Here is a 20,269-nt window from a genome sequence, read left to right as displayed (position 1 = left end):
CGTCGGGCGAACCCGCCGCGCCATGCGGCAGGAAGCTCGCGGGCTGGAGCGTCCAGAGCGCGTCGTCGATCGCCTGCCGCTGCATCGCCGGGCCGGCGACCACCAGCAGGCGGTCGCCGTTCGCAAGGACACGGCCGGCTATCGCGGGAAGCACGCGTTCGGCCGGGTCGCGGGTCAGGCGATAGAAGTCGACGCGCGCCATGCTCCCCTGCCGCGATCAGCCCTCGAAATTGTCGGCGATAAAGCGGTCGAGCAGGCGCACGCCATAACCGGTCGCGCCCTTGGCATAGACCGGGCCGTCCTTGTCGTGCCAGGCCATGCCCGCGATATCGAGATGCGCCCATTTGACGCCCTCGTCGACATAGCGCTTGATGAACTGCGCCGCGGTAATCGAGCCGGCTTCGCGCGGGCCGACATTCTTCATGTCGGCGATCGGGCTGTCGATCAGCTTGTCGTAGGCCGCCGACAGCGGGAAGCGCCACAGCTTGTTGTTCGACGCCTCGCCCGCGGCGATCAGCTGGTCGGCAAGGCCATCGTCATTGGCGAAGATGCCCGCATATTCATGGCCGAGCGAGATCACCATCGCGCCGGTGAGCGTCGCGAGGTCGACGATCACGGCGGGCTCATGGACCTTCTGCGTCCAGGTCACGACGTCGCAGAGCACAAGCCGGCCCTCGGCGTCGGTGTTGAGCACCTCGACCGTCTGGCCCGACATGGTGGTAACGATGTCGCCGGGGCGCATCGCATTGCCGTCGGGCATATTTTCGACGAGGCCGACGATGCCAACGACATTCGCCTTGGCCTTGCGCCCCGCGATCGCCTTCATCGCGCCGGCGACGGCGCCCGCGCCGCCCATGTCCCATTTCATCATGTCCATGCCCGCGGCGGGCTTGATGCTGATGCCGCCGGTGTCGAAGGTCACGCCCTTGCCCACGAAGGCGACCGGCTTCGCGCCCGGTTCGCCGCCGTTCCAGCGCATCGCGAGCAGCCGCGGCGCGCGCGTCGAGCCCTGCGCGACGCCGAGCAGCGCGCCCATGCCGAGCGCCTTCATCTGGCGTTCGTCGAGCACCTCGAGTTCGACGCCGAGCTCGGCGAGATGCTGGCAGCGTTCGACGAAGCTTTCGGGATAGAGGATGTTCGGCGGCTCGGCGACGAGCGTCTGGGTGAAGGCCACACCCTCGGCCACCGCCTGCGCCTCGGCCCAGCCCGCCGGCGTCCCGCCCGGCGCCGCGATCATAATCGTCTTGAGGCTGGGCTTGGCATTGTCGGCAAGGCGCGTGCGATAGGTGTCCAGGCGCCAGTCGCGCAGCGTCGCGCCGGTCGCGAAGGCGCGGATATCGTCGGCATCGACCGTGCCGGCATTCGAGAAATCGACATGGACGGTCGCGACGCCGCTCGTCTGCAACCGCGCGGTCAGCGCCGCGCCGGCGCGTTCGAGGTCCTGTTCGCTGCCTTCGCCGATGCCGACGAGCAGCAGCCGCTTGGCAACGCCGCCGTCAATCGCGGCGGTTTCGGCGACCGCACCCGCGGCGCCGTCGAAGCGCGCCTGTGCCGCCGCCGCGCCAAGCAGCGCGTCGAGTGCGCCCGCGCCGCCCTTGCGGACCGGGAAAGCGACGACGTCGGCAGACGCATCGATTTGCGCGACAAACTGAATGTCCATCTTTTGACTCTCTTATGCGATGATTGATTGGAACGTGCCGGACCGATAGGGGTTTCGCTTGCGAGTTGCAAAAACAAAGCTGCGGGTTCAAGCGGGCCGCAGGCTCCAGGTGACGGGACAAAGGGATTAGATGACGGGGACTTTGTTCCAAGGGGGCAACCGGCCGCTGTGGCTTGCGACCGCCAGCGCGCTGGCTTTCTTCGCGGTGCCCGCCGCCGCGCAGAGCGGCGCCGAACCGCCGTTCGTCGCGGCACCGCAAGGCGAGCCCGATCTCCAGACGCCCGATGTATCGACCGCCACGACCGACGTGCCTGCGGTCGCGGGCGAGCAGCAGGTCGGTTTCGCCGCCGATAATCTGAATTACGACAGCGACACCGACATCGTCGTCGCCGACGGCAATGTCCAGATGAACCGCGAGGCGATCCAGATGCGCGCCGACAAGGTGACCTGGAACCGCAAGACCGGCGAAGTCGTCGCCGAGGGCAATGTCGCGATCGCCAATCCCGAGGGCGACACCGCCTATGGCGACCGCATCGTCCTGACCGACAGCCTGCGCGACGGGGTGGTCGAGGACATGCTGGTCGTGCTCGACAACGGATCGCGGCTCGCCGCAGTCAAGGGCACACGGTTCGACAATGGCAATATCGAACTGGAGAATGCCGCCTACACCCCCTGCCCCGTCGAGGATAATGCGGGCTGCGCCAAGAATCCGAGCTGGCAGATCCGCGCCGTGCGCGTGATGTACGACAAGGCGAAGAACAAGGTCCGCTACAAGGGCGCGCGGATCGAGATCTTCGGCCTGCCGCTCATCCCGCTGCCGGGGCTGAGCCATCCGCTCGACAGCGAAGCGAGCAGCGGGCTGCTCGTTCCCGAAATCCGGCTCGACCGCTCGAACGGCTTCGAAATCGCGGTACCCTATTATCTGCGGCTGGCACCCGACCGCGACGTCACGATCACCCCGCATATTTACACCGGCGCAGCGCCGATGATCGAAGCCGAGTTTCGCGCGCTGACCGATATCGGTGCGTTCCGGATCCAGGGCTATGGCACCTATAGTTCGGTGGTCCCGCTCAACGGTACGCCGAGCACCGGCAACAACGAGTTTCGCGGCTATCTGGAAAGCGCCGGCAAATTCCAGCTCAGCCCGCACTGGAGCATCGGCTATTCGGGCCGGATCGCGAGCGACCGCACCTTCCTGCGCCGCTACGACATCACCCGCGACGACCGGCTGCGCTCGACCTTCGAGGTCGAGCGGATCGGCGGGCAAAGCTATTTGTCGATCGCCGGCTGGGCGACGCAGACACTGCGCGCGGGCGACAAACAGGGCCAGCAGCCTATCGCGCTGCCGATCCTCGACTATCGCCAGCGCCTGACCGACCCGCTGTTCGGCGGCCAGTTCGAATTGCAGGTCAACACGCTCGCCATCGGCCGCACCGCGGGCCAGGACACGCAGCGCGCCTTTGCCGGCATCCGCTGGGACCTGCGCCGCCTGACCGCCTGGGGCCAGGAAGTGACCTTTACCGCGCTGGTGCGCGGCGACATCTATCATAGCGACAACAATCTGCTCACCGCGATCCCCGGCTATCGCGGCAAGTCGGGCTGGGAAGGCCGCGGCATCGCCGCCGCCGCGGTCGACATGCGCTGGCCCTTCGTCGGCGAATTCCTGGGCGGGACCCAGACGCTGACCCCGCGCATCCAGTTCGTGGCAACGCCCCAGCTCAAGAATCTCGACATCCCGAACGAGGACAGCCGCGCCTTCGACCTCGAGGACAGCAACCTCTTCGCGATCAACCGCTTCAACGGTTACGACCGGTTCGAGGACGGCGCGCGCGTCACCTATGGCGCCGAATGGAATTACAGCCGGCCGGGCTTCAACATCAACACGATCATCGGGCAAAGCTACCGCCTGTCGGACAAGCCGAGCCTGTTTCCCGATGGCACCGGCCTGACCGACCGGACGTCCGACGTCGTCGGGCGCACGACAGTCGCGTACAAGGACTTCCTGCGCCTGACCCACCGCTTCCGGCTCGACAAGGACGACCTCGCGGTCCGCCGCAACGAATTCGACGCGACGATCGGCAGTCGCCAGACCTATGCCGTGCTCGGCTATTCGCGGCTCAACCGCGACATCACCACGGTCGCCGAGGATTTGCAGGATCGCGAGGAAGCCCGCGTCGGCGGCCGCGTCTCCTTTGCGCGGCACTGGTCGGTGTTCGGGTCGGCGATCCTCGACCTCACAAGCAAGGCCGACGATCCGCTCAACCAGTCCGACGGCTTCGAGCCGATCCGCCACCGCCTCGGCATCGCCTATGACGACGAATGCCTGTCGATCGCGCTGACCTGGCGCCGCGACTATATCGACACCGGCGATGCGCAGAAGGGCAACAGCTTCTCGTTCCGCGTCGCGCTGCGCAACCTGGGTTTCTGACCGTCGGCGCGGAGCCGGCCTCCGCCCTTCTCGCTCAGCTTGCGTTCAGCGTTTGGCGGTTATCGGGGCGGCAGTTATGATATGCTCGCGCGCGCTTTGCGCTGGACCATCGGGCGCCTCCGCTGATACGGAGCGGACCGGAACCTCTTTTATAGGGTAAAAATGACCAAATTCTCGACCTTGATCGGCCTGCTGACCGCCACTTCGCTGAGCGTTTCGCCGGTGCTGGCGCAGACCGTGCCCGACGGCGATGTGCCGACGACGAGCCTGAACATTCCCGGTAACGTCCAGATTTTCGGCGATAATAAGGGCAATGTCTATCGCCCGTCGGCGACGGTGAACGGCGAGATCATCACCGCCACCGACATCGAACAGCGCATGGGACTGATCCGCGTCGCGAACAACAATATGGACCTGCCCCCCGAAGAGGAGCAGCGGCTGCGCCAGCAGGTGTTCAGCAACCTGATCGACGAAAAGCTCCAGATTCAGGAAGCCCGCGCCGCCGACATCTCGATTGACGAGAATCTGATCAACGACCAGTTCGCCCGGCTCGCGGCGCGCTACAAGCAGACCCCCGAGCAGTTCACCGCCTATCTGGCCTCGAAGGGGTCGTCGGCCAGCGCGGTGAAGCAGCAAATTCGCGGCGAATATGCCTGGGACCGCCTGCTCGCGCGCAACATCCAGTCGACCACCAATGTCTCGACCGAAGAGGTCGAGGCAGTCGTCAAGCGGATGAACGACGCCAAGGGGCAGGACGAGTTCCACCTCGCCGAAATCTACCTCACCGCGACCCCGGAAAATATTCAGTCGGTCGCCGAAAACGCCCAGAAGATCGTCCAGGCGCTCCAGTCCGGCGGCAGCTTCCCGGCCTATGCCCGCCAGTTTTCGGAAGCCTCGACCGCTGTCGTCGGCGGCGACCTCGGCTGGGTGAAGGGCGGCCAATTGCCCGATTCGATGGCCGACGCCGCGCGCCAGATGCAGCCGGGCCAGCTCGTCGGCCCGATCGAGGTCCCCGGCGGTGTTTCGATCATGCTGATGGTCGACCGGCGTCAGGTGCTGACCGCCGACCCACGCGACGCGGTGCTCAGCCTCAAGCAGATTTCGCTCGATTTCCCCGCGGGCACCAGCCCCGCGAAGGGCGCCGAACTCGCCGGCCAGTTCGCCGAGGCGACGCGCAATATCGCCGGTTGCGGCGGTGCCGACGCGATCGCGCAGGGTCTGGGCGCCCAGGTCGTCGCGCGCGACGGCATCCAGATGCGCCAGCTGCCGCCGCCGCTGCAGGCGACGCTGATCGACTTGCAGGTCGGGCAGACCACCCAGCCCTTCGGCGCCGCGAACGAGGGCGTCAGCGTCCTCGTGCTGTGCGGCCGCGAACTGCCAAACACCGCAACGGCGCCCAATCTCGAGGAAATCGAGGGCCGGCTGCTCGAGGAAAAGGTCAACAAGCGCGCCCAGCGCTATCTGCGCGACTTGCGCCGGGACGCGGTGATCGATTTCAGCTGATGCCCGATAGCACAAACCGGCGCCCGATCGCGGTCACCCTGGGTGACCCGGCCGGCGTCGGACCCGAAGTCACCGCCCGTGCCTGGGCGGCGCGCAACGACCATGCCCTCGCTCCCTTTGTCGCGATCGGCGACGTCGCGTCGATCGCCGCAGTATGGGACGGCCCGGTCGTGCGCGTCGGCGACATTGCCGAGGTCGCGCCGATCTTCGACGAAGCGCTGCCCGTCTGGCATCTTGAGGACTCGGGCCCCGTCGTTCCGGGATCCCCGAGCAAGGCGGGCGCGACCTGCGCGCTGCACGCGCTCGAGACCGGCATCGGTCTGACGCGCGGCCAGGCGTCGGGCGCGCTGGTCACCGGGCCGGTGTCGAAGGCGCAGCTTTACGGCGTCGGCTATACCCATCCGGGGCAGACCGAGTTCATCGCCGAACGCTGCGGCGTGACCGCGACCAATGCGGTGATGATGCTCGCGGGACCGAAGCTGCGCGTCGTGCCGCTGACCGTGCATGTGCCGCTCGCCGAGGTGCCTGAGCGGCTGACCAGCGAGCTGATCGTCGCCAAGGGGCGCATCGTCGCGCGGTCGCTGAGGCGCGATTTCGGGATCGAAAAGCCCGTGATCGCGGTCGCGGGCCTCAATCCCCACGCCGGCGAAAGCGGCGAGATGGGCGACGAGGAACTGCGCATCATCCGCCCGGCGGTCGAACAATTGCTCGCCGACGGCATCGCGGTCGAGGGGCCGCTCGCCGCCGACAGCCTGTTCGCGCCGCATGTGCGGTTGCGCTATGACGCCCTGCTCTGCTGCTATCACGATCAGGCGTTGACGCCGTTCAAGGCGCTGCATTTCGACGACGGGGTGAATCTGACGCTCGGACTGCCGATCATCCGCACCTCGCCCGACCATGGCACCGCGTTCAACATCGCGGGCACCGGCGTAGCCGATCCGGGGCCGACGATCGCCGCGATCCGCATGGCCGCCGCGCTGGCGACGATGCGCGAGCGCAACTGCGCCCCCGCGGCGTGAAACCGGCGCCCACCCTGCCCCCGCTCCGCGAGACCGTGCGCGCGCACGGGCTGCAGGCGAGCAAGGCGCTGGGGCAGAATTTCCTGTTCGACGAACAATTGCTCGACCGGATCGCCGCGCTGCCCGGCGACCTCGACGGCGCGACGGTGTTCGAGGTCGGGCCGGGTCCCGGCGGGCTGACGCGTGCGCTGCTCCGCGCCGGCGCCAGGGTGATCGCGGTCGAGCGCGACGACCGCTGCCTCCCGCTACTCGGAGAATTGAGCGAAGCGTTCGGCGGCGCGCTGACCGTCGTCGCCGACGATGCGATGGCGATCGACGCCGATGCGCTCGCCGGCGGCCCCTATCATATCGTCGCCAACCTGCCCTATAATGTCGGCACCGCGCTGTTCACGCGCTGGCTCGAGCCCGCCGAATGGCCGCCCTTATGGGCGTCGCTCACGCTGATGTTCCAGCAGGAGGTCGCCGAGCGCATCGTCGCCAAGGTCGATACCCCGGCCTATGGCCGGCTCGCGGTGCTCGCGCAGTGGCGCTCGCATGCGAAGATCGCGATGAAGGTCCACCGCTCGGCCTTCACCCCGCCGCCGAAGGTGATGTCGGCGATCGTCCATGTCACGCCCGCCGAGCAACCCGCGGGAGTGAAGCCTAAAATCCTCTCGAAGCTGACAGAACATGGCTTCGGCCAGCGGCGCAAGATGCTGCGCCAGAGCCTGAAGGGCATGCCGGGGGCGATCGACGCGCTCGAGGAATGCGGGATCGAACCGACGCGGCGCGCCGAAACCGTGACGGTCGCCGAATGGGTCGCGCTGGCGCGGGTGCTCAGCCGCTAGGTCAATTCTGGCTGGTCGTCACCACGGTCTTGGGAACCAGCGCTTCGGCGGCGATGACGCGCTTCTCGGCGCTCGCGCCGATCGTCTTTTCGAGCGCGGCGACCTGCGGACATTTTTCGGCGCACAGACGCTTCGCCTCGGCAAGCTTTTCGCGCGCCAGTTCGAGCGCGCCCTTATCGGCGAGCGCTTCGCCCTGCCCGGTCAGCGCGACGATGTCGGTGGGTTCGAGCAGCAGCGCCTCGCGATAGAGGCCGATCGCCTTGCCCGGCAGGCCCTGCGCCCGCGCGACCTGCGCCAGCGCGATGATCGCGCTGCGGTTGCGCGGATCGGCGGCGAGCGCCGATTCATAGAAGTCGGTCGCGGCGATCAGGTCGCCCGCGCCCTGCGCCTTTACACCCTGTTCCTGCAGCGCGAGCGAGACCGGCAGGATGTCATTGTCGGCGCGCTGCGCGTCCGACGCGGTCGGCAGGCTGGCAAGGACAAGACCGGCACCAAGGGCCAGGAAACTGATGCGCATCGCATTCTCCCATCGCTTCATCGCCGGCGAAGCTAACATGGCGCGGACAATCGGGCGAGGAAAAATCCGTCGCACCGGTCCTGCCCCGGGGTGAGCAGAAAACCGCCGCCCGCCGCCCGTCCGATGCCGTCGGGCAGGAGGTCGGCATCGGCGGTCCAGCCGGGATTCTGGGTCAGGAATTCGTCCACCTGGGCGCGCCCCTCGCGTGCGATGATCGAGCAGACGGCATAGAGGAGTTTGCCTCCCGGCGCCACCAGCTCGGCACCGAGCGCAAGCAGCTTCGCCTGATCGGCGACATGGCGGTCGAGCCGCGCCGGGGTGAGGCGCCAGCGCAATTCGGGGCTGCGCCGCCAGGTGCCGCTGCCCGAACAGGGGGCATCGACGATGACGCGGTCGGCCTTGCCCATCGATTCGGCGAGCATCGCCGCTTCCTGCCCCGGGTTGAGCAGCAGCGTCTCGATCCGCGTCGCACCCGCCCGCTCAGCGCGCGGCGGCAGTTGCTGGAGCCGCGCGCGGTTGGTGTCGCAGGCGAGGATGTCGGCGTCATTGGCCGTCAGCGACGCGATGGCGAGCGTCTTGCCACCGCCGCCGGCGCACAGATCGACAATGGTCTGGCCCGGTTCGGCGGCGAGCGCCGCCGAGGCGAACTGGCTCGCGGCATCCTGCACCTCGAAGGCGCCGTCGACATAGGCGGCGTGCTGCACGGCGGCGGTTTCGGGCGGCAAGCGCCAGCCGTCGGGCGCGCCGACGATCGCCTCGCCGTCGGGAAAGATCGCTTCCAGCGCCTCGCGGTTTCCCTTGATCCGGTTGGCGCGCAGATCGACCGGCGCGCGGGCGAGCATCGCTTCGCCCTCGCCTGCCCCGACGAGCGGATCGAACAGGTCGATCAGCGCCTGTGCGGCAAGCCCGGTGTCGGCGCGCGCTTCGTCGGCGGCGATCGCGGCGGGGCCATAGGCGCTGCCGTCAAACAGCGCCGCAATCTCGGGATCGGCATCGGCGAGCACGAGCATCGCGGCGCGCCCCGACATGGGCGCCGAGCGGATCGCACGGATCGCGTCATAGACGTGCGCGCGGATCGCGCGCCGGTCCTTCGACCCCGCATAGCGGCGGGCGCGCATCGCCTCGGCAAAGATCGCGTCGGCGGGCGCCCCGCCCTCGCGCGCGGCGAGCGCGATGGCGTCGAGGATTTCGATCGCGGTCTGGATTCGTGCGGCGGGGGTCATGGCATGTCCCTTTATGCCGTCATTGCGAGGAGCGCAGCGACGAAGCAATCTCCAGCTATCGTTGCGAATATACGATAGCTGGAGATTGCTTCGCTACGCTCGCAATGACGGCACTATATAGACGTCGGCATCTCAACCCACCGGATAGTTCGGCGCCTCGCGGGTGATCGCGACGTCGTGGACATGGCTTTCGCGCAGCCCCGCGTTGGTGATGCGCACGAATTTGGCGCGCTCGCGCAGGTCCTTGAGCGTGCGGCTGCCGGTATAGCCCATCGCCGCCTTCACACCGCCGACGAGCTGGTGGATCACGTCCTTCGCCGGGCCCTTGAACGGCACCTGCCCCTCGATGCCCTCGGGAACCAGCTTCATCTGGTCCTTGATGTCCTGCTGGAAATAGCGGTCGGCCGAGCCGCGCGCCATCGCGCCGACGCTGCCCATGCCGCGATAGCTTTTGTACGTCCGCCCCTGGAACAGGAAGGTTTCGCCCGGCGCCTCGGCTGTGCCTGCCAGCAGCGAGCCGACCATCACGCTCGACGCGCCCGCCGCGAGCGCCTTGGCAATGTCGCCCGAGGTGCGCAGCCCGCCGTCGGCGATCACGGGAACGCCAAGCTTCTGCGCCGCTTCGACGCTATCGAGGATCGCGGTAAGCTGCGGCACGCCGACCCCCGCGACAACGCGGGTGGTGCAGATCGAGCCGGGGCCGATGCCGACCTTGACGCCGTCGGCGCCGCAATCGATCAGCGCCTTGGTCGCGTCGCCGGTGGCGACATTGCCCGCGAGCACCTGGACGCGGTTCGACAATTTCTTGATCTTCTCGACCGTCGCGCCGACGCCCTTGCTATGGCCGTGCGCGGTGTCGACGACGATCAGGTCGCATTCGGCGTCGAGCAAGGCCTCGGCGCGTTCGATGCCGCTGTCGCCGGTGTTGGTCGCTGCGGCGACGCGCAGGCGGCCGCTCGCATCCTTGGTCGCGTCGGGGAAATTGACCGCCTTTTCCATGTCCTTGACGGTGATCAGCCCGATGCAGCGATAGTCATCGTCGACGACGAGCAATTTCTCGATACGGCGCTGGTGCAGCAGCTTGCGCGCCTCGTCCTGCCCGACGCCGGGGCGCACGGTGGCAAGGTTTTCGGCGGTCATCAGCTCGCGCACCGGCTGGCCCGGATTGTCGGCGAAGCGCACGTCGCGGTGGGTCAGGATGCCGACCAGCTTGCCGCCGGGCTCGACGACCGGGATGCCCGAAATCTTGTGCTGGTCCATCAGCGCGGTGGCATAGGAGAGCGGCGCATCGGGGGTGATGGTGATCGGGTTGACGATCATCCCGCTTTCGAAGCGCTTCACCTGCCGCACCGCCGCCGCCTGTTCCTCGATCGTCAGATTGCGGTGGAGCACGCCGATGCCGCCGATCTGCGCCATCAGGATCGCCATGTCGGCCTCGGTCACCGTGTCCATCGCCGACGACAGGATCGGGATGTTGAGCGTGATGTCGCTGGTGAGCTGGGTTTGCAGATTGGCGTCGGAGGGCAGGATGTCCGACGCGCCGGGCACCAGCAGCACGTCGTCGAAGGTCAGGCCGGTGATGATTTCCATGGAGTGCCACTTTCTGCTTTTGGCGGTGCCTGCTCCCGCATTGGGGCGGCGCGCGCGAGTCGATTGGTGGCGGCCCATGTAACCAGTCGGCGCGAAACGCGCCAGTGGGGGCGCCATGATTATTTCGGGTGGCGGTCGGCGATCGCCCGGCCGGGAAGATAGTATGACAACTGGGGTTGCGGATGGCCGCACTTGGGTGCATCGCCGCCGCGACGAACGGGATGATCGAATGAGCGATTTGAGGCCGGCGCTGACCGCCGCACAACATTATCGCGCTGCGGCGCAGGCGATCACCCCCGGCCCGGTCGAGGTCTGCAACTGATGGCGGACGGCAGCGAACCGCGTCCCGCCCCGGTGTCGCCGCTCGCGCCGTTTCAATTCCCCGCCTTCCGCGCAATCTGGATCGCCAATCTCGCCTCGAACATGGGATCGATGATCCAGTCGGTCGGCGCCGCTTGGCTGATGACCGAGTTGACGCAGTCGCACCTGCTGATCGCGCTGGTCAACGCCGGGGCGACGATCCCGATCCTGCTGCTCGGCGTGTTCGCGGGGGCGATCGCCGACAATTACGACCGGCGGCGCGTTATGCTGTGGGCGCAGGCGGGAATGCTCGCGGCGTCGGCGGCGCTCGCCGCGGTGACTTGGGCCGGCGCGATAGGTCCCTTCTCCTTGCTCTTCTTCACGCTCGCGGTCGGCTGCGGCACCGCGGTCAATTCGCCCGCCTGGCAGGCGTCGGTGCGCCAGCAGGTCGGCCATGCGCATCTGCCACAGGCGATCGCGCTCAACAGCATCGCGTTCAACCTCGCGCGCAGCGTCGGGCCGGCCTTGGGCGGGCTGCTGATCTCGCTGACCGGGCCGGCGCCGGCCTTTGCGCTCAACACGCTGAGCTATCTTGCGCTGATCGTCGTGCTGCTGCGCTGGAAGCCCGAAACCGAGCCGCCGAAGCGCAGCCCGATGCTCGCCGCCATCGCGACCGGCATTCGCTTCTGTGCGCAGTCGGACCCGGTGCGCCGCGTGCTGATGCGTGGTTTTTCCTTCGGTTTCGGCGCGGCGGCGTTCCAGGCTTTGCTCCCCTCGCTCGTGCGCGACCAGCTCAAGGGCGGCGAACTCGATTACGGTCTGTGCCTCGGCGCGTTCGGGATGGGGTCGATCGTCTGCGCTTTGTGGGTCGGCGCGGCGCGGCGGCGCTGGGGCAGCGAGACGGTGGTCAGCGTCGCGACGCTCGCCTTTGCTGCGGCGCTCATTCCGGTCGCGCTGACCGATCAGGTCCTCGCCGTGCTCGCCGCGGCGTTCATCGCGGGCATGGCTTGGGTCGGCACGCTCACCTCGCTCAACGTCGCAATGCAATTGCGCTCGCCCGACGCGATCCTCGGGCGCTGCCTGTCGATCTATCAGGCGGTGACCTTCGGCGCGCTGGCGCTCGGCGCGTGGATTTTCGGGATGATCGCCGATTTGTGGACGCTGCCCGCCGCGGTCCTCGCGGGCGGCGGCTGGCTCGCGCTGTCGGTGCCGATCCTCCACGCCGTCGCCCCGATGCCGGGGCGCGACGAGGGACGGATCGCGCCGTAAACCATCAGCCCTGCGCGTTTTTCCAGTCGCGCTTGATCTTCTTGGCGAGGCTCCATTTATGGACCTCGGTCGGGCCGTCATAGATGCGGAAGGCGCGGACTTCGCGGAACACCTGTTCGACGATCGTCTTGTCGGTGACCCCGGTGCCGCCCATCACCTGGACGCAGCGGTCGGCGATGCGCATCAGCGCCTCCGACACCGCGACCTTCGCCATCGAGCTTTCGGCGGTGCCGAGGTCGCCGGTGTCGAGCACTTCGGCGCACCAGCGGATCATCAGTTCGGCCTGCTTCAGGTCGATCAGATTCTCGGCGAGCATGAAGCCGACGCCCTCATGGTCGATCAGCGGCTTGCCAAAGGCGGTGCGGCGGTTGGCATAGTCGGCCGCGATCTCGTGTGCGCGCTGGCAGGCGCCGTGCCAGCGCATGCAGTGCGACAGGCGCGCGGGGCTCAGGCGAACCTGCGCATATTTGAACCCCTCGCCCGCCTCGCCGAGCATCTGGTCGGCGGGGACGCGCAAGTTTTCGATCACGACGGTCGCGTGGCCGCCGGGCATCGAGCTGTCGATCGTGTTCGGCACATGCTCGATGCGGATCGCCGGATCGGGCAGGTCGACGAGGAACATGCACGCGCCGCCCCCCGCCGCGACATCCTCGGCCTTCGCCATCACGATGCCGACCTTGGCGCCGTCGGCGCCGGTGATGAAGCATTTGCGGCCGTTGATGACCCAATGATTGCCGTCCATCCGGCAGGTCGTCTTCATCATCGACGGGTCGGAGCCCGCGCCGCCCTCTTCGGCGGGTTCGGTCATGAAGAAGGCCGAGCGGGCATGGCCCTGCACCAGCTGGTCGAGGAAGCGCGCCTTGAGTTCGGGGCTGCCGACCTTGCCGAGCAGATACATATTGCCCTCGTCGGGCGCGGCGGTGTTGCACGCGAGCGGGCCGAGCGGCGACAGCCCCGATTTCTGGAGCACATAAGCCGTCTCGACCTGCGTCAGATGGTCGCCGTCGCCCAGGATATGTGGGGTGAGAACGCCGGCGGCACGCGCCTTGGCCTTGAGTTCGTCGACGAGTTCGTCGGTCGGGGCGCCATGATGGTCGCGGCGCGGGTCGCTTTCGTAAGGAGCAACGACGGTGCGGACGAAGGTTTCGACGCGGGCGCCGATCTCGAGCGCGCGATCCGAAACGGTCGCGGCGGCGGCGGCTTGCTGATGGCTCATTTCCTGGCTCCCCAAATATAGTCGGGGACCCGTTGGATCATTTGGGCGGCGGGGGCAAGCGCCGCGCGGGCCGATTGACGGAAAACAGTGAACGCCCCGGCCGTGGGGGGCCGGGGCGTTCGATCAGGCTAATTAAGGGACCAACCAAATATAGCCTGAGTCTCGGTACCTCTGTGTCTTAGCGCAGCAGGTTCATCACGCCCTGCTGGCTCTGGTTCGCCTGGGCGAGCATCGCGGTCGATGCCTGCGACAGGATGCCGGCAGCGGCGAGCTTCGTCGATTCGGCCGAGAAATCGGCGTCTTCGATGCGCGACTTGGCGTCCGACAGATTCACGACAGTCGACGTCAAATTGTCGACAGTGGCTTCGAGGCGGTTCTGCTGCGCACCAAGGTTGGCGCGCTGCGTCGCGACCGTCTGGATCGCCGTGTCGAGCGTGGCGAGCGCCGCCGAGGCGTCGGTCGCGGTCGACAGGTCGAGGTCGTCGACGCTCAGCGCAGCGGCCTGCAGGTCTTCGATCGTGATGTTGACGACCTGGCCGGTGTCGAGACCGGTCTGGATGTCGATGTCGGCAGTGCCGTCGAGCAGCGCGGTGCCGTTGAAGGTGGTGCGCGTCGCAATGTCGCCGATCTGTTCGATCAGCGCGGCGACTTCGGTCTGCACCGCGTCGCGATCGTCGTCGGTCAGCGTGCCGGTCGAGGCCTGCATGGCCAGTTCACGCATACGAACGAGAATGTTCGAGATGCCGCCCATCGCGCCTTCGGCGGTCTGCGCCAGCGAGATGCCGTCGTTGGCGTTGCGGACGGCCTGGTTCAGGCCACGGACGCTGGCGTCCATGCGGGTCGCGATGGCGAGACCGGCGGCGTCGTCCTTCGCGCTGTTGATGCGCTTGCCGCTCGACAGGCGTTCCATCGCCTCCGACTGCATGCGGTTCGCAACACGCGAGTTGTTCTGGGCGCGGAGCGCGCTCACGTTGGTGTTGATAACAGTCATAAGTTCCCTTTCCGGCCCCCCAAGGGCCATTCCCGTGGTGTAAGGCTCGGCGAGCTTCACGATTGCAGTAACGGCAGGGCCCGGCGGGGCTTAAGCGGGGCGCGTCAAAAAAACGCCGAAAGCAGTAAATGCCTCTCCCCATACATCCTTAATCGTCTGTTTTCTCTCGAAAAAAATTTTTGGCACGCGCTTTGCATTGTTCTTGGCGTGCGGCGCGATGCTGCCTCGAGGACAGAAGATTATGACCACGATTGACCAGAGCCGGCTGCTGCAGATGCGCAGTTCGATCCTCAATCAGAACCAGGCGCTGCAACGCGCCGCGGGCCGCGGTGCCGCCGGCGGCATCGACGGCGTCGACACTGGCGTCGGCGGCGCGAACCAGAGCGCCGACTTCGGCGCCGCGATCAGCAACGCGCTGCAGCAGGTGAACAACCAGCAGGCCAAGGCGAGCGAGATGAGCGAAGCCTATGAACGCGGCGACACCCACGACATCGTCAGCGTGATGATCGAGCGCCAGAAGGCCTCGCTCGGCTTCGAGACGACCCTGCAGGTCCGCAACAAGCTGCTCTCCGCGTATCGCGACATCATGAACATGCCGGTGTAATCGACCATGGCCGAAGCACAGATCCTCACCCCCGTAAACGACGGCAGCGCGAACCGCCTGCCCGTTCCCGTCATGGGCGGCCGCCTCGCCCCCGTGCAGCAGTTCATCCGCCAGCCCGCCGTCCAGCGCGCGCTGCCCGCGATCGCCACCACCGCCGCGATCGGCATTGCCGCGCTCGCCTATTTCGCCACCGCCGCCGCGCCGCAGCAGCAGCTGTTCGCGGGCCTCGCCGATGCCGACAAGTCCGCCGTCGCCGACGCGCTGACCGCGCAGGGCATCGGACACACGATCGACCCGACCACCGGCGCGCTTACCGTCGATGCGGACAAGCTGCACCAGGCGCGCATCGCGCTCGCCGGCCAGGGCCTGCCCAAGGCGTCGGCCGACGGCAGCGAGATGATCGGCGCGCTGCCGATGGGCGCGAGCCGCGCGATCGAGGGCGAGACGCTGCGCGGCGCCCGCGAAGCCGACCTCGCCCGCACGATCGAGGCGATCGACGCGGTCAAGGGCGCCCGCGTCCATATCGCCGCCGCCGAACCCAGCCTGTTCGTCCGCGACGACAAGCCCGCGACCGCATCGGTGATGCTGACGCTGCAGAACGGCCGCACCCTGTCCGACGGTCAGGTGCAGGCGATCCGCTTCCTCGTCGCCTCGTCGGTGCCGGGCATGAACGCCGAGCAGGTGTCGGTGATCGACCAGCGCGGCGCGCTGCTCTCGGACTCGGCGACGTCGAGCGACATGCAGGCGTTCCAGCTCCAGACCCAGATGGAAGACCGCTTCCGCCGCTCGCTCGACAGCCTGCTCGGCCCGATGCTCGGCGCCGGCAATTACAGCGTCGAAGTCCATGCCGACGTCGACATGTCCGAAAGCCAGGCGACGCGCGAAAGCTTTCCCGAGAACGACCGCGCGCTGACCAGCGAAATGGTCACCCGTTCGACCAGCGGTCAGGGCAATGCCCCCGCGGTCGGCATTCCGGGCGCGCTGTCGAACCAGCCGCCGCCGGCCTCGACGCTCAACCAGACCCCGACCGGCACCGCGCCGGGCGCCGCGACGACCGAGACGCAGAGCAACGAAAATGCCCAGCGCGCCTATGAAGTCGGCCGCGAGATTTCGGTCACCCACCGCCCACAGGGCCAGCTGCGCCGCGTCTCGGTCGCGGTCGCGCTCAATCAGGGCAGCAAGGCGCTGACGCAGGCCGACCTCGCCAAGATCGACCGGCTGGTCAAGGGCGCGGTCGGTTTCGACGCCGCGCGCGGCGACCAGGTCGCGATCGGCCAGCGCCCCTTCGCCAAGATCGAAGATAGCTCGCCCGCCTTTTACGAACAGGGCTGGTTCCTGCCGCTGATCAAGCAGGTCGGTGCGGTGCTCGCCGCGATCCTCGCCTTCTTCTTCATCGGCCGCCCGCTGATCCGCTCGGCCAAGGCGAAAGCCGCCGCGCGCGCCGAACGTGAGGCCGCGCTCGAAGAATCGCTGATGGCGACGACCGGCGCGCCCGCCGCCCCCGGCACGCCGCGCGTCGGCCGCGAAATCACCCTCGAGATGATCGAGGCGGCGCCGAGCTATGAAGCGCGCGCCAACCTCGTCCGCGAATTCGTCCGCCAGGACTCGGCCCGCGCCGCGCTCGTCGTGCGCCAGCTGATGCAGGAGGGCGCCCGTGCCTGATCTCGATACCGAAGCCGGCGTTCCCGCGAAGCCCCCGGTCGAAGGCTCGGCCGCCGCCGCGATCCTGCTGATGCTGCTCGACGAAAGCGAAGCCGCGACGATCCTGAAGCATCTCGACCCCGACGAAGTGCGCCAGCTCGCCAAGGGCATGTTCGACGCCGCAACCGCGACCGAAGGCCAGATCGAGCAGGCGCTCGACCGCTTCGTGACGCGCAGCCGCTCGGTCAGCGCGTTCAGCGTCGGCGCCGACACGCGCATCCGCACCGTCATCAACCAGGCGGTCGGCAATGTCCGCGCCGACAATATCCTCGCCGCCGTCGCGCCGCAGTCGAGCGCCGCGTCGCTCGAAATGCTGCGCTGGATGGACCTCGACGCCATCAGCGGGCTGCTCGCCAGCGAGCATCCGCAGGTCGGCGCGCTGATCCTGTCGGTGCTGGTCCCCGACATCGCCGCCCGCGCGATCGAAACGCTCGACGAAGGGCTTCAGGCCGACCTCGTGCTGCGCGCCGCGCAGCTCACCTCGGTCCCCGCCGCGGCGATCGAGGATCTGGAATCGGTGCTCGCCTCGGCGAATGTCGGCGGCCAGCGCGTCGCCAAGCAGCCGATCGGCGGCCCGAGCGACGTCGCCAAGATCATGAAGAAGATGCCGAAGTCGCTGAGCGAACGCACGATCCGCGCCCTCAAAAAGGCCGATCGCCAGCTCGCCCAGACGATCGAGGAAGAAATGTTCATCTTCGAAAACCTGCGCGACCTCGACATGAAGAGCCTCGGCACCATCCTGCGCGGCGTCGACGCGGCGCAGCTGTCGATCGCGCTCAAGGGCGCCGACGACGATATGGTCGACCTGTGCCTGTCGACGATGTCGCAGCGCGCCTCGGAAACGATCCGCGACGAAATGGCCGAAATGACGATGGTCAAGCGCACCGACGTCGAAGACGCGCAAAAGAGCATCATGCAGATCGTGCGCCAGATGGCCGCATCGGGCGAAATCATGATCGCGGGTGCGGGCGACGATTATGTCTGACCATAGCTTCGCTCCCACCTCGCTCGCACTCGCGATGGCGCGCGACACCGGCTTTCGTCCGGTCTCGTTCGACCCCGTCGAGCGCGCCCGCGAAGCCGCCGTCATCGAAACCCCCGTCGAGGTCGAGCCCGGCGAAGACCCCTTCTCCAAGGGCCTCGCCGAAGGCCAGCGTCTCGCCGAAGCCGGCTTCGCCGTTGAGCGCGGCCAGCTGCTCGCGCTCGTCGCCGGCGCCGAAGCGCTGCAGGACGAACCGAGCGAAGAACTGGCGCAGATGATCGCCGAAACGGTCGAGCGGCTGGTGCGCCAGATCGTCGCCGAAGCGCCGATCGACACCGCCTGGCTGAAATCACAGGCCGAAACCGCCGCCTCGCTGGTCGCCGAATGCGACAAGGCGCGCACGCTGTGGCTCCACCCGCAGGACGCCGCGCTGCTGATGGATGCCGACATGCGCCTGCCGATCGAGGCCGACGGGTCGATGGTCCGCGGCACCGTACGGATCGAAACCTCGGCCGGCTGGATCGAACATGGCCGCGCCGTGTATCTCAATGAACTGCGCGCCGCGCTCGGCGGCGAAAGCGGCGACGCATGACGCGCCGCCTGTCCATGACCGCGCAGCAATTGCTCGCGCCCGTCGAACTCGGCAAGGCCAGCCCGCGCCGCATCGGCACGCTCGTCGCGCACGAGGGCATCATGCTCGAAGTATCGGGTTTCCCGCAGCCTTTGGGCAGCAACGTGCGTATCAAGTCGGCCGACAACGACTATGTCTATGGCGAAGTCGTCGGCTTTCGCGGCCACCGCAGCCTCGTCCTCCCCTTCGACATGAACAAGCCGCTGGTCACCGGCGCGCCGGTCGAACCGCATGGCGCGTCGTCGATGGTCCCCGTCGGCAAGGCCTTGCTCGGCCGGATCATGGACGCGCAGGGCAATCCGCTCGACGGCCGCCCGCCGGTCAAGTCGCAATTCCTATGGCCGCTCGCCGGGCGCAAGGTCAATCCGCTGCGCCGCGGCCGCGTGACCAGGGCGCTCAACATGGGCGTGCGCGCGATCAACGGCCTGCTTACCGTCGGCGAAGGCCAGCGCGTCGCGATCATCGCGGGCTCGGGCGTCGGCAAGTCGGTGCTGATGGGCCAGATGATCGCCGGCACCGAATGCGACGTGATCGTCGTCGGCCTGATCGGCGAGCGCAGCCGCGAAGTCAGCGACTTCGTCGAAACCAAGCTGCCCCCCGAAGTCCGCAAGAAATCGGTCGTCGTCGCGGTTCCCGCCGACCACCCGCCTTTGCTCCGCCTGCGCGCCGCAATGCGCGCGACCGCAATCGCCGAAGCCTTCCGCGACGAAGGCAAGAAGGTCCTCCTGCTGATCGACAGCCTGACCCGCGTCGCGCATGCGCAGCGCGAAATCGGCCTGACGCTCGGCGAACCGCCGACGATGAAGGGTTATCCGCCGTCGGTCTTCGCCCTCATCCCGTCGCTGTGCGAACGCGCCGGCATCGACAAGGCGACCGGCGGATCGGTTACCGCGCTCTACACCGTGCTCGCCGACGGCGGCGACATCGACGACCCCGTCGTCGACAGTGCGCGCGCGATCGTCGACGGCCATATCATCCTGTCGCGGCAGATGGCCGAACAGGGCGTCTATCCCGCGATCGACGTCGCCCGTTCGCTGTCGCGCACCATGGCCGATTCGGTCGATCCAGACCATGCCGCCGCCGCGTCGCGCTTTCGCCAGCTGTGGTCGGCCTATGAAGAGAATCGCGACCTGATGCTGATGGGCGCTTATGTCGCCGGCGCCGATCCGGTGCTCGACACCGCGATCGCGCGCCGCGCCGACCAGCTCGCCTATGTGTCGCAGCCGGCCAAGGCCCAGGTCGATTTCAAAACCTCCCGCCAGTCACTCGTTGAAGGATATAGTGCATGACCTCTCGCACCGCGCGCCGCAAACGGATCATCCGCGTTCGTGGCGTCGAACATCAGATGGCAGAGGCCAATCTTGCCCGCGCGACCAGCGAGCTCGCCAATCTGGTCGAGCTGTCGAAGCGGCTCGAAACGCTGCGCAGCGACCTCGCGGTGGCGAAGGGCGCGGTCACCGGCCGCGCGCTCAACACGATCGGCGAACTCGGCATGCGGCTCGACATGGCGAAGGAAAATCTCGTCGCCCCCATGAGCAATGCCAGCGCGCGCCGCGACCAGATGGGCGCGCTCGCGCAGCGCGCGATGGTCAAGGAAGAATCGGCGGTGCGCCTGTACGAAAGCAGCCGCAAGTCGGCCGAAAAGGAAATGGAACGTCGCGCCGACGCGAACCGCCCGCACCGCGTGCGTGGTGGCATGCGGCTGCGCCTGATCGACGGCGGCGTCGCATGATGGGCGCGCTCGCCCAGACCCAGTCGGCGCCGACGCCCTCGCTGCTCGCGATGCTCGCGCCGGCACAGGGTGGCGA

18 protein-coding genes are annotated in these 20,269 nt (G+C 67.8%); 11 read left to right on the top strand and 7 right to left on the bottom strand.

The annotated features are described in order from the left end of the window. Both B1A78_RS12445 and B1A78_RS12440 read right to left on the bottom strand, forming a co-directional pair. On the bottom strand, positions 1-202 hold a 202-nt coding region (locus B1A78_RS12445; RefSeq protein ID WP_144037801.1), incomplete at its 3' end, for a DNA polymerase III subunit chi. Positions 203-217: 15 nt separating this feature from the next. Next, positions 218-1,660 carry a leucyl aminopeptidase gene (locus B1A78_RS12440; protein ID WP_077147280.1) on the bottom strand — a complete coding sequence of 481 codons (1,443 nt, stop codon included), beginning with the start codon at positions 1,658-1,660 and terminating at the stop codon, positions 218-220. Between the two features lie 130 nt (positions 1,661-1,790). Here B1A78_RS12440 and B1A78_RS12435 point away from each other — a divergent pair, with 130 nt between their 5' ends. The 4 genes from B1A78_RS12435 (at position 1,791) to rsmA (ending at position 7,437) form a co-directional block, all read left to right on the top strand. Continuing rightward, on the top strand, positions 1,791-4,088 hold the full coding sequence (locus B1A78_RS12435; RefSeq protein ID WP_077147279.1) for an LPS-assembly protein LptD: 2,298 nt from the start codon (positions 1,791-1,793) through the stop codon (positions 4,086-4,088). 162 nt (positions 4,089-4,250) lie between these two features. Further along, a complete protein-coding gene (locus B1A78_RS12430) occupies positions 4,251-5,591 on the top strand; it encodes a peptidylprolyl isomerase (protein ID WP_077147278.1) in 1,341 nt (446 codons plus the stop codon). After that, positions 5,591-6,610, top strand: coding sequence for a 4-hydroxythreonine-4-phosphate dehydrogenase PdxA (gene pdxA, locus B1A78_RS12425; protein WP_077147277.1), 1,020 nt, complete (start codon positions 5,591-5,593; stop codon positions 6,608-6,610). Before B1A78_RS12430 ends, pdxA begins: the two co-directional genes overlap by 1 nt. Next, complete coding sequence (gene rsmA, locus B1A78_RS12420) at positions 6,607-7,437, top strand: 16S rRNA (adenine(1518)-N(6)/adenine(1519)-N(6))-dimethyltransferase RsmA (RefSeq protein WP_256838078.1); 831 nt, start codon at positions 6,607-6,609, stop codon at positions 7,435-7,437. The genes pdxA and rsmA overlap by 4 nt, the downstream gene beginning before the upstream one ends. Position 7,438: 1 nt before the next feature. Here the strand turns inward: rsmA and B1A78_RS12415 are convergent, their stop codons facing one another. The 3 genes from B1A78_RS12415 to guaB form a co-directional block, all read right to left on the bottom strand. Beyond that, positions 7,439-7,954: a hypothetical protein gene (locus B1A78_RS12415; RefSeq protein ID WP_077147282.1), complete on the bottom strand. Its 516-nt coding sequence runs from the start codon at positions 7,952-7,954 to the stop codon at positions 7,439-7,441. A gap of 32 nt (positions 7,955-7,986) precedes the next feature. Further along, the gene (locus B1A78_RS12410) at positions 7,987-9,177 is read right to left on the bottom strand and encodes an RsmB/NOP family class I SAM-dependent RNA methyltransferase (protein ID WP_077147276.1); all 1,191 of its coding nucleotides are present in this window, start codon (positions 9,175-9,177) and stop codon (positions 7,987-7,989) included. A 132-nt stretch (positions 9,178-9,309) separates the two neighbouring features. Then, positions 9,310-10,767 (bottom strand): IMP dehydrogenase, encoded by a 1,458-nt coding sequence (guaB, locus tag B1A78_RS12405; protein WP_077147275.1) that lies wholly within the window; start codon positions 10,765-10,767, stop codon positions 9,310-9,312. A 321-nt stretch (positions 10,768-11,088) separates the two neighbouring features. Here guaB and B1A78_RS12400 point away from each other — a divergent pair, with 321 nt between their 5' ends. Next, on the top strand, positions 11,089-12,336 hold the full coding sequence (locus B1A78_RS12400) for an MFS transporter (protein ID WP_077147274.1): 1,248 nt from the start codon (positions 11,089-11,091) through the stop codon (positions 12,334-12,336). Between the two features lie 4 nt (positions 12,337-12,340). Here the strand turns inward: B1A78_RS12400 and B1A78_RS12395 are convergent, their stop codons facing one another. Together B1A78_RS12395 and B1A78_RS12390 are read right to left on the bottom strand one after the other, a co-directional pair. After that, the gene (locus tag B1A78_RS12395) at positions 12,341-13,552 is read right to left on the bottom strand and encodes an acyl-CoA dehydrogenase family protein (protein ID WP_077147273.1); all 1,212 of its coding nucleotides are present in this window, start codon (positions 13,550-13,552) and stop codon (positions 12,341-12,343) included. Between the two features lie 178 nt (positions 13,553-13,730). Continuing rightward, complete coding sequence (locus B1A78_RS12390; protein ID WP_077147272.1) at positions 13,731-14,543, bottom strand: flagellin; 813 nt, start codon at positions 14,541-14,543, stop codon at positions 13,731-13,733. Positions 14,544-14,784: 241 nt separating this feature from the next. On the opposite strand from B1A78_RS12390, the gene fliE reads away from it, so the two are divergent. Genes fliE through B1A78_RS12360 form a run of 6 tightly spaced genes read left to right on the top strand, consistent with a single transcriptional unit; the run spans position 14,785 to position 20,193 of the window. Continuing rightward, on the top strand, positions 14,785-15,147 hold the full coding sequence (gene fliE / locus B1A78_RS12385; RefSeq protein ID WP_077147271.1) for a flagellar hook-basal body complex protein FliE: 363 nt from the start codon (positions 14,785-14,787) through the stop codon (positions 15,145-15,147). Between the two features lie 6 nt (positions 15,148-15,153). Beyond that, positions 15,154-16,809: a flagellar basal-body MS-ring/collar protein FliF gene (gene fliF / locus B1A78_RS12380; protein ID WP_077147270.1), complete on the top strand. Its 1,656-nt coding sequence runs from the start codon at positions 15,154-15,156 to the stop codon at positions 16,807-16,809. Next, on the top strand, positions 16,802-17,833 hold the full coding sequence (gene fliG / locus B1A78_RS12375) for a flagellar motor switch protein FliG (RefSeq protein WP_077147269.1): 1,032 nt from the start codon (positions 16,802-16,804) through the stop codon (positions 17,831-17,833). The genes fliF and fliG overlap by 8 nt, the downstream gene beginning before the upstream one ends. Next, the gene (locus B1A78_RS12370) at positions 17,826-18,422 is read left to right on the top strand and encodes a FliH/SctL family protein (protein ID WP_077147268.1); all 597 of its coding nucleotides are present in this window, start codon (positions 17,826-17,828) and stop codon (positions 18,420-18,422) included. Before fliG ends, B1A78_RS12370 begins: the two co-directional genes overlap by 8 nt. After that, on the top strand, positions 18,419-19,750 hold the full coding sequence (locus B1A78_RS12365; RefSeq protein ID WP_077147267.1) for a FliI/YscN family ATPase: 1,332 nt from the start codon (positions 18,419-18,421) through the stop codon (positions 19,748-19,750). Before B1A78_RS12370 ends, B1A78_RS12365 begins: the two co-directional genes overlap by 4 nt. Beyond that, a complete protein-coding gene (locus B1A78_RS12360; protein ID WP_077147266.1) occupies positions 19,747-20,193 on the top strand; it encodes a hypothetical protein in 447 nt (148 codons plus the stop codon). The genes B1A78_RS12365 and B1A78_RS12360 overlap by 4 nt, the downstream gene beginning before the upstream one ends. Positions 20,194-20,269 lie beyond the last annotated feature (76 nt).

It is taken from the genome of Sphingopyxis sp. KK2, assembly GCF_001990265.1.
Taxonomy (GTDB): Bacteria; Pseudomonadota; Alphaproteobacteria; order Sphingomonadales; family Sphingomonadaceae; genus Sphingopyxis.
The sequence above is the reverse complement of the archived record's forward strand: the minus strand, read 5'-3'. Positions and strand labels throughout refer to the sequence as shown.

Bases quoted from the DNA above. Each gene is read 5' to 3' on its own strand.
- B1A78_RS12440 (WP_077147280.1), bottom strand. From the start codon at position 1,660: ATGGACATTCAGTTTGTCGCGCAAATCGATGCGTCTGCCGACGTCGTC.
- B1A78_RS12435 (WP_077147279.1), top strand. From the start codon at position 1,791: ATGACGGGGACTTTGTTCCAAGGGGGCAACCGGCCGCTGTGGCTTGCG.
- B1A78_RS12430 (WP_077147278.1), top strand. From the start codon at position 4,251: ATGACCAAATTCTCGACCTTGATCGGCCTGCTGACCGCCACTTCGCTG.
- pdxA (WP_077147277.1), top strand. From the start codon at position 5,591: ATGCCCGATAGCACAAACCGGCGCCCGATCGCGGTCACCCTGGGTGAC.
- B1A78_RS12415 (WP_077147282.1), bottom strand. From the start codon at position 7,954: ATGCGCATCAGTTTCCTGGCCCTTGGTGCCGGTCTTGTCCTTGCCAGC.
- B1A78_RS12410 (WP_077147276.1), bottom strand. From the start codon at position 9,177: ATGACCCCCGCCGCACGAATCCAGACCGCGATCGAAATCCTCGACGCC.
- guaB (WP_077147275.1), bottom strand. From the start codon at position 10,767: ATGGAAATCATCACCGGCCTGACCTTCGACGACGTGCTGCTGGTGCCC.
- B1A78_RS12400 (WP_077147274.1), top strand. From the start codon at position 11,089: ATGGCGGACGGCAGCGAACCGCGTCCCGCCCCGGTGTCGCCGCTCGCG.
- B1A78_RS12395 (WP_077147273.1), bottom strand. From the start codon at position 13,552: ATGAGCCATCAGCAAGCCGCCGCCGCCGCGACCGTTTCGGATCGCGCG.
- B1A78_RS12390 (WP_077147272.1), bottom strand. From the start codon at position 14,543: ATGACTGTTATCAACACCAACGTGAGCGCGCTCCGCGCCCAGAACAAC.
- fliE (WP_077147271.1), top strand. From the start codon at position 14,785: ATGACCACGATTGACCAGAGCCGGCTGCTGCAGATGCGCAGTTCGATC.
- fliF (WP_077147270.1), top strand. From the start codon at position 15,154: ATGGCCGAAGCACAGATCCTCACCCCCGTAAACGACGGCAGCGCGAAC.
- B1A78_RS12370 (WP_077147268.1), top strand. From the start codon at position 17,826: ATGTCTGACCATAGCTTCGCTCCCACCTCGCTCGCACTCGCGATGGCG.
- B1A78_RS12365 (WP_077147267.1), top strand. From the start codon at position 18,419: ATGACGCGCCGCCTGTCCATGACCGCGCAGCAATTGCTCGCGCCCGTC.
- B1A78_RS12360 (WP_077147266.1), top strand. From the start codon at position 19,747: ATGACCTCTCGCACCGCGCGCCGCAAACGGATCATCCGCGTTCGTGGC.